We start from the raw sequence: 11,568 nt of genomic DNA on the forward strand, positions 1-11,568 counted from the left end.
TCAGCCCTGGCAGTTGAATCCGTGCAGCACATCGCGCGCAAACGGATTGCGCGACGAGTTCGCCTGCACGATCAGCCGGATGGTCTTGCCGTTGAGCGTGTAGGTCGCAAGGAAGCGTGTTTCCGTTTGCGCCTGGAACTCCGCCTTGCCGAGAATCCGGTAAAGCGCCCACGGCCCCTGCTCGACGAGGTTCTGCCGGCCACCGTCCTTTTCTTCCATCGTGATCGACGCCTGACCCGGCGACGGCCCCGGCCACACCATCGCGACCGCGCGTTGCGGACCATGACGATATTCGAGGGTCTGACCATCGACTTCGAACGTCATGCGGGTCGCCCCGGCATCCAGCGAATCCGGCGTCACCGTGAAGCGTACCTCCGGCATGGCCGTGCCTGCGGGGAAGTACGTGAGCCCGATCCGCTGAGCACGCTGGAACTGCGCCGGCACCATGGCGCCGCCGCCGAGCGACGTCGCTTCCGGCTTCCAGCGCCAGGCGGGTCGATTGGTATCGACGAACGGCAGCATGGTGCTCTTGAAGAACCCATCGAAAGTACCGCTCGGCGCAAAGATGCGCCCGAAGTCCGCCAGCGGCAGATCCGTCGTACTGGTCGAGACCAGCGGATACTTGCCTGCCGCGAGTTCCTGGCACTCGGCAACGACCTGTTGACGATAGCGCGCCGAAAAATCGCTGCCGATGCTGCTCGTCGCGACCGACGCGCCCCGGCTGGTGGCGCGAGCCACGACGCCATCCATCGGACCCGGCAACGTCTTAGCGTGCGTCTCCAGATCCCTCACCGCCATCGACAGACGCGTTGCGGTTTCGAGTGGCGGCGGGCCACCCAGCGAGTTGATCTCCGCGAGGATGCCCTGCAGGGCTGCGAACTTCTGCAACGTCATGTCGATCGGCGCCGGCGAACCGGCAACGAGGTTGTGCAGCGATTCGAAATGCTTGGTCGTGCGTGTTCCGGGAGGCGCAGCAGCACCAGTGGGCTGCGCATTGCCGAACACCTTGCCGAGGGTCCCCAGTGTGCTATTGAGCGCCGACTTCGCCTTGTCGGCAGCGCCCGGCTGCTGTTGCGGCTCGATCAGCGTCGTATTGGTCGCGACGACTTCGAGCAGTCGTTTCAGCGGCGATGTCGGCGCACCGAGCAGGCCCCAGAGCTGCGCAGCATCCTGCGTACTCGTCGTGGGACGCAGCGTCATGTCGGCCACCAGGGCATCCCAGGTGCGGATGTAGTCGTCTTCGTAGAGACTCATGAACTGCGACATGAGCTGCGGCGAACGTGCAGCATCGGCGATATCGCCGCCGAACACCCAGCCGTCCGTCACGAAGCCTTTCACCAGTTCCAGCTGACCCGACGTGCTTATCTGCTTGAACATTGCTTTGGTGAACAGACCCGGCACGGGCTCGGACAGATCGCGGCCGCTTTTGCGCACGAACACGTCGTCGCCACCGAGGCCGATCTCGCGTGCGATGTCGATGGCATTCTCGGTGTCATCCGCATAGCTCAGCTTCAGGCGGCTGTACATGAGCACCGGCAGCGACGCCTGCTTCAGCGAATTGCGGGCGCGGTCGACGATACCGTCATCGAGCTTGACCGGCTGCAGACGATCCTCGTCCGCGATCAATGCGTTGAAGTGCCTGGTCACGCGCTCCAGCGTCAGCGGATCGTTGGCGAATTCGCGCTGCCATTCGTAGCGACTGATGAAGCCGAGTTGCGTCGAATCCAGATGCTGCGGCATGCCGAGCATCAGGTAGGCCTTGAGATACTCGTAGAGCTTGTCGGGTTCGCCCGCGAAGCTCGCCAGACGGTTGCGGAAATGATCCGCCACGCCCGGCAGCAATCCGGAGTTGAGCTCGCGGGTGTATGCATCGTGCGCGGCATTGGCTACCGACCTGCCCTGGTACAGCCCCCAGCGCATGCTGAGCGGCACATCCTTCTGATACTGATCGGCCACGGAGACGACACGGTCGAGCGCATCCAGGCGATCGAGGCTCGCCGTGAACGGACTCATCGGCGCCGGCGCCGGCACGGATTTCAGCTCCTCCGTCGCCTTCGCGACCTCTTCCAGGTACGCGCGATTGCGCTGGTAGCTGACCGAGAAGATGACGATGCCGATCACGATCGCGAGCACGACGCCGATGTAGATCGCACCGTTGACCAGCGCCTGCCGGACTTCCATCGACTTGTTGACGCCGGCGAGTCCCGTTTCCTTGAACAGGATTTCCTTCAGCAACCTCTGGATGAAATACGCGCGTCCCTGACCGGATTGCACCACCGCGCCACGCACGTTGAGCCCGAACTGCCGCGCCAATGCGCCCAGCATGCGATCCACGGGCGTGCCTTCCTGCGTGCCGCTCGTGAAGTAGACGCCGCGCAGTTGTGCCTTCTGCTGGTTGCCCGAACCGAATGCCTCCGTCGTAAAGTCGTTGAGCGCGCGGCGCAACGCCGCGAACTGGCGTGGGAACGTGAAGATGAGCGAGCGGCGTCGCACGTCACGCTCGCTTTCCAGGCGCAGCATGAGGCGCGAGTTCAACCGATCGGTCAGCAGATCGAACTCGCTGAGGATCTTCGATGCCGCCTCGCCGGAACGCGAATCCTCGATCGGGAACGTCATGCCCCAGACCTGGGCGCGGCCCTCCTGATTCAGGTCGTCGAAGAACTCCGTGAAGCCTGCGATCAGGTCGAGCTTGGTCAGGAAGAAGTACAGCGGCAGGCTGATCTTCAGCTCGCGATTCAACTCCTCGACGCGCCGGCGCACGGCCTCGACATGCCGCCGTCGCTCGCCGTCATTGAGCGCCAGCAGATCGGGTGCGCTGATGGCGACGATGACGCCATTGATCGGCCGGCGGCCGCGATGCTTGCGCAGCTGCGTGAGGAACTCGATCCAGCCTGCCTGATCGGCCTCGCTGTCCGAATCCTGCGTGGTGTAGCGACCTGCGGTATCGAGCAGGATGGCTTCGTCCGTGAACCACCAGTCGCAATTGCGTGTACCGCCGACGCCGCGCAGTGCTTCCTTGCCGAACTTCTTCGACAACGGAAAGTTGAGTCCCGAATTGGCAATGACCGTGGTTTTGCCGGCGCCGGGCGGACCGATGATGATGTACCAGGGCAGTTCGTACAGATTGACCGACTTGCCCTTCGATTCGCGCAGCGCTCCGAGCGCCTCATCGAAGCGAGCGCGCAATTGCGCAGCATCCTGCGCGCCGCGCGGCTGCTTGTCGGAGCCCGCGCTCATGTCCTTGGCGATCTGATTCGCGGAGCGCTGCGCCTTGAACTTGCCGATGACGGTCCACAGCACGCAGATCAGCACCAGGATGCCGATGCCGACCAGGCGCTCCGTGACCGAATCCAGCGGATGGTTGCTGCCGAACGCGAGGTACGGACCGCCGAACCAGATGACCAGCGACAGGAACAGAATCACCAGGGTCATCAGGAACCAGCGCCTGGTGAACAATCCGAGAATCGCCTTCATTGCGCGGCACCTTCATCGACACTGACGATCTCGACACGGCGATTGCGCGCGCGATTCTCTGCCGTATTGACTGGCTGGTAGCGCGGCTGCGTGGAGCCGACGCCCACCCATTCCACGCGACCGAAGTTGTTGATCGACTGCTTGAGCAGGTTGGCGACGGCCACCGCCCGTTCGCGCGACAGCTCGAAGTTGTCGGCGAACTGCAGCGAACGTACCGGCTGGTCGTCCGTGTGGCCGACGATCACGACTTTGCCCGGCACCTGATTGAGCCCGTTCGCAATGGCGGCGATCGTTTCGTGATACTGCGTATTCAGCTGCGCGCTGCCGGAGCGGAACAGGTTGCTCGAGATCAGTGTCACCACCGTCTTGTCGCCGAAGTCCTCGACCGTGAGTTGCCCGGCCGCCTCCTGTGGAGCCAGCAGCTGCTTGAGACGATTCGCCCGGCTGACCGGCGCCGTGTACTCCACCTGCACGCTTGGCTGCGCCAGGGCCGCCATCACCGGTGCCGCCGCGCTGTTGAGTCGCGCGACATAGATGACGAAAGCGATGACCAGAATCGCCAGCCCGATGCAGGCGATGATCCACCACGGGATGTAACGGAAGATCGGATTGCGCTTGTCCTCGACGCCGCGCCAGTGCACCGAGAGTTCTTCGTCCTTGATCTGTCGCGCATCGCGTATCTGCACGGACAGCTTGTGCTGCAGATCCGCCAGACGCACCGCGCCGCGTTCGTCGATGCGATACATGCCCTCATAGCCGAGCGCGAGACAGACGTACTGCAGTTCGATGAGATCGATGTAGCGCGCCGGCTGCGCGCACAGACGATCGAGAATCTGGAAGAACTTCTCGCCGCCCGACTTCTCCTTGTGGAACATGATCAGCAGCGACTGACCCGACCAGTCGCTCTGCGCGCCCCAGGGCGTGTTGAGCACGGCCGAGTCGAAGAAGGTGCAGATGACGTAGCGCGCGACCAGTGCGTCTTCCGGCGCGACGCCCGCCGTACGCAGACGCTCGTCGAACTGCCGCACGTCCTGCATGGCCTGCGTGCGCAACGCCGTGATGTCGGCATTGGCGACGGTCGACTGCAAGCGCGACGCGACCGAGAGCAGCGGACCGGCCGCCTGCAGGATCGGGTTGCGTCCGCCGGAAATGAAATCCTGGACCGCCAGATTGCCAGGCGTGGGCGCCGGCCCGTATTCCTGCCCGCCCCTGGGCGGCGCTGGACGCGCCTGATTCTGTGCTTCCGGCGCCGGACGGCGCGGACCACCCGGACGCGGACGCATGACCGTGCCATCGGCCGGTGCGAAGGGATCATCGAAATCGTTTGCCACAGGCCCTCTCTGCTCGCCTGGTTGGATCGAGACATCACACGGAGTTCACGCAGCACACGGAGCGAGCGTCTGATTCTCCAGAATCTCCGTGGTCTCCGTGAACTCCGTGTGAAATTCTTGTGCTAGCTAGCTGCCGCGGATGGCCCACATCTCCAGCCCGAGCCCCGGGAACGAGTCCGGAATGTGCAACGCGATGCCGCCACCCGACTTCAACTCGCGGAACAGCGCGCTGCCGCGATCGAGTTCGAAGTAGGTGAAGCCGGCGTGGAACGGAATCTGGCGCGGCGCCACTGACAGCGGCTGCAGCGGGATGCCCGGAATGTGTTCGTTCACGAGCTTGGCGATCTTCTCGACCGACGCGAGCGTGACCTGCGCCGGAAAATCGCGGCGGATCGATTCAGCAGCGACGTCGGCGCGCGCAGCGAGAATGAACGCTGCGTCTTCGAACAGGCTGCGGTCGGCAACCACGCCCACCGAGATGTTGAACCGCTTCTTCTCCAGCGGGATCTGCACGGCGTTCTGCTTCAACACGACCGCGAAGCAGGCGCGGAATGCCGCCATCACGGGTTCGTAGCAGGCGCGCAGGTTCGTGTGTTCGTAGTGCGGCAGCTTCGGCGGGCGACGCGACTCCGTGGTCAGCGTGGACAGATCGCCGATGATTTCGAGACAGAGCCGAAAAAAATCTTCGGGATGCGTGAGTCCGCTCTGCGCGCAGTGCGTGACCAGCGGTTCATAGCGGTTGATCGCCTGCAGCATCAGGAAGTCGGCGATTTCCGCCGAGCCGCTGCGACCGCTCGCCACCGCGCGCGCTGCCAGCGCTTCGCCACGCTGATGCAGCAAGCCCTGCGCTTCGGTCATGAACGTGGCGAGGATGGACGCGTGCCTGGCATTCAGTACCGTCGGAATGAAGCGTTCTTCCAGCACCACCATGCGGTCGGCGCGACATTCGATGATGTGTGTCACCGGGATGGTCGCGTAGTCCTCGTGCGGTTCGTCGGACAGCAACAACCTGGAGCGCAGAACCGCGACTTCCAGCGAGTGCTGGGCAGTCGAATCGCCCGCGACGTCCTTCACTTCGACATCGCGCGCGTGATAGCGCATCACGCCGTCGACGACATCGCGCCGATCGGATTCGCGCGCTCCCGCCTTGCGAACGGGGATCGCGAGCGAGACGCCCTTGTCACGAATCTGGGGAGTCAGTTCGATGGGCGATGGCAGCGGTTCATCGTCCGGCATCGAGAAAGGAGTGCCGTCCGGAAACACGCCGCTCGCCCTTTTCAGCCCGAGCTTGCCGATGGCCAGCAGGTCGCGCTCGATCTGGATTTCAGTCAGTCCCCAGGAGTTGCCGCGCAGCGCTGCAGTGCGCCCCTCGACCAGTCGCTCCACATAGCGATCATGTTGCTGGAAGTGCTGCGGCCTGAGGAACAGGCCTTCGGACCAGACGACTTTATTGTTGGACATGTCGGATGCGCGTCGAGGATTGGCGTGAAAAGGAGTCGCGAAGCGTGCGGATCAATCGCCGACCGTGATGCTCACCTTGCTCTTCTCGATGCCGAAGGACACGCGGTCCTTCTTCACGAGATCGAGCAATGACTTGTTCGGGGTCTGTGCCACCACGCGCCATTGCGCGTTGCGATAGTCCGCGTATTCGGCCATCACCGCGAGCACCCGGGCGTCGGGATCGACCTTCAGTTCGAATTCCCTGGACTCGCCTGGCGATAGATCGAACTCCAGGCGTTGCACGAGACTGGCAGCCAGTGTTTCCTGCTCCTTGTCGACCAGTGCCCAGAAGTCCGAACCCATGAAGGCGCCGTCTTCCTTGAGCTGGAAGATGCGCACATGCACCGGCGACGCGCGACCGTCCTGGTTCGGATTCACATCGGCTGATGCTGCGATCTGCGCCTTGGCCACGGCCGGTTTCGCCGGTGCGGAGCCGCAGCCCGCACCGGCCAGTGCGGCAATGACGATCAGACTCCAGGACACCCATCGCAATCTCATGGCGCTCTCCGCGTTCTTGGCTGTGTTGTCGAACCGGCCTACTGACCGTCGCCGACCGTGCGGCCGGTCATCTTCAGACGATCCATCTGCTCTTCGTAGGCCTGGGCGAAGAACTCGCCGAACAGGCGTTTGAAGGCTTCATCCGGATCGCGTGTCATGTTCTCGTATTGCTCGACGTACTGCTCGCGGAACTTGCCACCCTTGCCGCCGATGTTGAGCAGGCCGCGCTTGCCGGGCCTGTCCAGTTCGGCTTCGATCTTTTCCGGATCGAACTGCTCGAGCATCGAATTGAAGGCCGTGCGAATCCCCTGCAGTACTGCGATCTGGTGATTGCGGACGTCGGTCAGTGCCTCCTGGAAGGCGCGGACCGTCGGCAGGTAGCCGCGATTGCGTTCGACCAGCAGCGTGTGCAGCGCCGCTTCCACATTCGGCGAGAACTTGAGCGGATTGTTTTCGGTCGGCTGCATGCGCGTCATCGACATGCGCAGCTGCGACTTGATCTCGGCGCGCGATTGCAGAACTTCCATCAGCCCCTGCACGACGATGCGCAGGACCTGGCCCAGCTCACGCGCCATTTCCGGCGACATCTGCGCCGCGGACACGCCGGCGGCACGCAGGATCTCTTCGAGTTCCAGACTGCCCTGTCCGGGCGATTGCGCGTGCGGCCGCGGCGCTTCGACAGGAGGACGAGGCGCGTGCGCAACCGTAGCCGCAGCGGGCATGACGGCTGGCGTTTCCGCCGGACGACGAATCGTGCGCGGCGCCTGCGGCACCGTGTCTATCTGCGAGTCCGACTGCACCGTCTGCGGGGCCTCGGCGTCCTGCACGAGATCGCCCAACGCGAATGCGCCCGGTGCGGACGGTTTCGCTGCCGGTGGCGACTCCATGCGGGTACGCGACTTCTCCCACGTATCGGGAATGGAATCGTCTCGCAGCGCTTTCGTCCGCAGCGATTCCGCCGGCGACGGAGTGACCGGGCGCTGTGCGGGTGGTGCAGGCGGCACTGGACGGCGCACCGGCGGCGCAGCCGCTGCGGGTGGCTGCTGCCCCATCTGCGTGAAGCCGGAAGAGATCTCCCAGCTGTCGGGAATCTTGCTGCCGCCAGGACGGACGGCGGGCGGTGGCGTGGAAGGCGTCTGTACGAACGGTGTCTGTGCGACGGGCGTCGGTGCGGTGAAGCTGTCTTCGAGCACTGAGCGCTGATTCAGATTGACCGGAATCAGCGGCGCCTGTGTTTTCGCGGGTCCGCCCAGCGCCGCCAGCGGATCGAGATTCGACGCCTCCTCCTGCATGCCGTCGGCAATGCGCAGTTCCAGGCCGTCGTTGCCCCAGCTCTGCGGGACGGCGGCACGCGACGGTGCGCCGCCGACCGGCGCAAAGGGATCATCGGGAATCGTCGGCGAGGTCACCGCGGCGGCGCCCGACAGCGTCGCCCTGATCTCGTACTGATCGAGGAAGAAACGATCGCCGTTGCGCAGCAGGTGCGGCTCGTTGTTGGGGATGGTCTGCTCGGGATCGTTGATCGCGAGCGGATTGCGTCCCAGTCCTTCAACGTAAAAAGCGCCATTCACGCAGCGAACCCGGGCATGTATGCGCGAGATGTACTGGTCGTTGATGACCCAATCGCTCTCTTTCGAGCGCCCGATCTGTGCACCTTCCGGCCCCACGGTCTTGCGACGGCTGCTGCCCAGCAGATCGCCGTTCGGACTGATGACTTCGAGTGTCAGGAGCATCGGTTGGTTTGTCGTAGGAAAACAATCACCTGCAGACCAGGTGGAGGACTGTAACGCCCTGCTTGCTTTGGTCGCAACGGTCGATGGGACAAGGGCGGGATGATAGACCAGACTTGCGACCTGCGGGGCTGCGTGGCGCGCGCCAGGTCACACTTCGAGGACTCTGCGAGTGCGATGTGGTCCGCATGTGTGGACGATGCACCGATCGGCCAAACGGTGCCTTGACCGTTCACGCAACCGTAGTATTGAATCGAACGAGAACTCGACTGGGGACAACAATGCGTAAAAGAGGGATGAAAGTGGCATCACTGTTTCCGGAGCGTCGCCGCGAAAGGAGCGTCGTTCCCGGTGCGGCGCCTGTTCCGCTCCCCGCCGCTGCGATGCCGACGACCCTCGGGCGGATCGTTGCCGCCCACGGTGAAGGGCAAGACCGCACCACCGTGCTGATCGATTACGCCGGATCCCCTCATGGCGCTCGACCGGCACGGCTGGCAATCACGCTCACTGCAAACGAAGTCGACGCTGCAGTATCCCGGCAGCAGCCCGCCGTGCTGGTGTTCGAGAACGGCGATCCGCTGCTGCCCATCGTCATCGGACTCGTCCAGGCGCCATTGCAGGAGTCCAGCCAGGCAACCATTGTCGAAGCCGACGTCGACGGCAAACGCGTGCGAGTGGTCGGGCAGGACGAGATCGTGCTTCAGTGCGGTCAGGCCTCTGTCACCCTGCGACGCAACGGCCGGATCGTCATCCGCGGCACCTACGTCGAAACGCACTCCGAAGGAACGAACCGCATCAAGGGCGGCCAGGTTCAGATCAACTGACCTGACACGAGTCCTCGATCCTCATGTCACCGGCGTCACCCGCCCGTTCCCCTCTGCCCGACCTCATCGAAGAAAGTTTCGAGGAGGCCACGTTCCTATGGCATCGATGGGAAACGGAACTCGCCAGCCTCACCCGCAATCTCGATGAAGTATGGAGCTGGACCGAGGATCGCCTGCACGGCGCACTCGCCGGCGTCCAGGTGACGGGCGACGGCCTGATCGAGTTCTGTCGGCCTCATCTGGCCTGCGACGATCCGCGCCGCGTGACCGTTGCGAGCGCCCTGCTCGCCTCACGCAACTCGACGGACGTCATCGACCTGCTGAGTGATGCACTCTCCCGGGCGGAAGGCGCAACGCTCGCAGCGCTGGCGCGCGGGCTGGAAGTCACGGGATCCGCATCGGTCCTGGGTTCGACGGCCGGTGTGCTGATCAATCTGTCGACTGCGCACAAGGCGACACTGTGTCGCATCAAGACTGCGCGCAGCGCCAGGCCGGGGCCTGAAATGGCAGCCGCCTTTGAATCAGGCGAACCCGACCTGCAAGTCGCCGCGCTGCGCGCCGCCCGCTACATCGCCGATGAATACCTCGATGACTGGCTCACTGCCGGATTGCGCAGCGCGCATCCGCAGGCGCGTCTGGCCGCCATCGAAACGGGCATCACCCGCAACGCGCCGAGTGCATGGACAGCGGCGATCGATGCCGTCGGCAGCGCCAACCCCGTGCTCGCCCCGGTGCTGCGATTGATCGCCCTGCTCGGCGACGCCGAGCAGCACTCGCTGATTTACTCTTCGCTACGCGTGCCGCAGTTTCAGGCTCAGGCGCTGTGGGCGCTGGGTCATGTCGGAACGCGCCAGGCCATCGAAGTGTGTTTGCAGGGAATGAACCACGAGACGCTGGCACGCAGTGCCAGCGAAGCTTACTGCCACATCACCGGCGCCGATCTCGCACGCGATCATCTGGCCGCGGCGGACTCGCCTCAGGACGCCCCATCGTTCGAAGAGGACGATCTCGAAGCGGACCTGGTGCCGACGCCGGAGTCGCTGTGGCCGCTGCCCGACGCGGACGCCGTGCGTCGACACTGGGAAGCCCATCAGGGAGCGTTCCAGCCCGATGTGCGTTACGTTCGCGGCCGCGCCGTGAATGCGGAAACACTGCTCAACGCCATCGAAGCAGGCCCCATGCTGCGACGTCCCGATCTGGTGCTGAATCTCGCTGCCCGTACGCGGGGCGCCTACGATGTCGAGACGCGTGCGTTCGCTGCGCGCCAGCGGATCATGATGGCACGCGGCCGCAGCGCGCTGGCTGCGGGAGCACGCTGAGCATGCTGCAGCTCGACAATCAGACGCCCTTCAAAGCCAGCATCGCGGTGCTGCCGAACAAGGACGGCATCGATACGCTGTACGTCGTCATCAAGGCGACCCTCACATTGCGACCGAATCTGTCGCTCGCGCCGGAGCAGGTCCCGGTGACGATGGCGGACGAGTACTACGGCGAGCCGGCGCTTTCCAGCCTGCGCAGCTGCTCTGAAATGCACATCGGCAAGCCCGGCACCGACGTGCTGCTGGTCGGCCATGCGCATGCGCCGGCCGGAACACGCGTGCAGCGCATGCATGTGTCGATGTCGGTCGGCGATCGCCGCAAGCAGATCCTGGTCAGCGGCGATCGGACCTGGCAATTCGATGGCACACCCAGCGCTCCGCAACCCTTCGAAGCCATGCCGCTGGTCTGGGAACGCGCCTTCGGTGGCTTTCATCGCACCGCCGATCGCACGCTGGCCGAAGAGCGCAATCCCGTCGGCTGCGGCTTCGTCGGCGAGCGCAGCAGCGGCGAAATGAAACAGCAGCCTGTTCCCAACCTGGAGGATCCGGCGGCTCCTTTGAAAAAACTTGGCCAGCTGGCGACTCCGACCTGCCTGGCGCCGACCTCTGCGTCCTGGCTGCCGCGCCGTTCGTTCGCCGGTACCTACGATCAGAACTGGCAGCGCACGCGCGCACCCTATCTGCCTGCGGATTTCGATCACCGCTTCCTGCAGTGCGCCGCTCCCGAGTTCGCGTTCGACCGCTATCTCGAGGGCGGCGAACGGATCGACATCGACGGTTGCACGCCGGACGGACCCCTCTCGTTCCAGGTACCGGCGTCACCGCTCGACGTGTCCGTGCGCGTGGCGGGCGCTGCGCAGCGTCCGCCAGTGAATCTCGAAACATTATTGAT

Annotated in this window: 8 protein-coding genes; 3 read left to right on the top strand and 5 right to left on the bottom strand. The window is 64.3% G+C overall.

Annotated features, from left to right (window positions below; all coding sequences use genetic code 11):
• The 5 genes from tssM to tagH all read right to left on the bottom strand — a co-directional run bounded on the left by tssM (position 1) and on the right by tagH (position 8,536).
• The gene (gene tssM, locus VIZ63_RS12040; protein ID WP_331609869.1) at positions 1–3,474 is read right to left on the bottom strand and encodes a type VI secretion system membrane subunit TssM; all 3,474 of its coding nucleotides are present in this window, start codon (positions 3,472–3,474) and stop codon (positions 1–3) included.
• A complete protein-coding gene (icmH, locus tag VIZ63_RS12045; RefSeq protein WP_331609870.1) occupies positions 3,471–4,805 on the bottom strand; it encodes a type IVB secretion system protein IcmH/DotU in 1,335 nt (444 codons plus the stop codon). The genes tssM and icmH overlap by 4 nt, the downstream gene beginning before the upstream one ends.
• Before the next feature lie 126 nt (positions 4,806–4,931).
• Complete coding sequence (gene tssK, locus VIZ63_RS12050) at positions 4,932–6,266, bottom strand: type VI secretion system baseplate subunit TssK (protein ID WP_331609871.1); 1,335 nt, start codon at positions 6,264–6,266, stop codon at positions 4,932–4,934.
• A 51-nt stretch (positions 6,267–6,317) separates the two neighbouring features.
• A complete protein-coding gene (gene tssJ, locus VIZ63_RS12055) occupies positions 6,318–6,803 on the bottom strand; it encodes a type VI secretion system lipoprotein TssJ (protein WP_331609872.1) in 486 nt (161 codons plus the stop codon).
• 38 nt (positions 6,804–6,841) lie between these two features.
• Complete coding sequence (gene tagH, locus VIZ63_RS12060) at positions 6,842–8,536, bottom strand: type VI secretion system-associated FHA domain protein TagH (RefSeq protein ID WP_331609873.1); 1,695 nt, start codon at positions 8,534–8,536, stop codon at positions 6,842–6,844.
• A gap of 278 nt (positions 8,537–8,814) precedes the next feature.
• Between tagH and VIZ63_RS12065 the strand changes: the two genes are divergently transcribed.
• The 3 genes from VIZ63_RS12065 to VIZ63_RS12075 form a co-directional block, all read left to right on the top strand.
• A complete protein-coding gene (locus tag VIZ63_RS12065; protein WP_331609874.1) occupies positions 8,815–9,357 on the top strand; it encodes a DUF6484 domain-containing protein in 543 nt (180 codons plus the stop codon).
• A gap of 23 nt (positions 9,358–9,380) precedes the next feature.
• The gene (locus VIZ63_RS12070; RefSeq protein ID WP_331609875.1) at positions 9,381–10,676 is read left to right on the top strand and encodes a TIGR02270 family protein; all 1,296 of its coding nucleotides are present in this window, start codon (positions 9,381–9,383) and stop codon (positions 10,674–10,676) included.
• A gap of 2 nt (positions 10,677–10,678) precedes the next feature.
• A partial coding sequence (locus tag VIZ63_RS12075) for a DUF2169 domain-containing protein (RefSeq protein WP_331609876.1) occupies positions 10,679–11,568 on the top strand: 890 nt, incomplete at its 3' end.

Origin of the sequence: Povalibacter sp., assembly GCF_036520495.1 — a bacterium.
Classification (GTDB): Bacteria; Pseudomonadota; Gammaproteobacteria; order Steroidobacterales; family Steroidobacteraceae; genus Steroidobacter.

Bases quoted from the DNA above. Each gene is read 5' to 3' on its own strand.
- tssM (WP_331609869.1), bottom strand. From the start codon at position 3,474: ATGAAGGCGATTCTCGGATTGTTCACCAGGCGCTGGTTCCTGATGACC.
- tssK (WP_331609871.1), bottom strand. From the start codon at position 6,266: ATGTCCAACAATAAAGTCGTCTGGTCCGAAGGCCTGTTCCTCAGGCCG.
- tssJ (WP_331609872.1), bottom strand. From the start codon at position 6,803: ATGAGATTGCGATGGGTGTCCTGGAGTCTGATCGTCATTGCCGCACTG.
- tagH (WP_331609873.1), bottom strand. From the start codon at position 8,536: ATGCTCCTGACACTCGAAGTCATCAGTCCGAACGGCGATCTGCTGGGC.
- VIZ63_RS12065 (WP_331609874.1), top strand. From the start codon at position 8,815: ATGCGTAAAAGAGGGATGAAAGTGGCATCACTGTTTCCGGAGCGTCGC.
- VIZ63_RS12070 (WP_331609875.1), top strand. From the start codon at position 9,381: ATGTCACCGGCGTCACCCGCCCGTTCCCCTCTGCCCGACCTCATCGAA.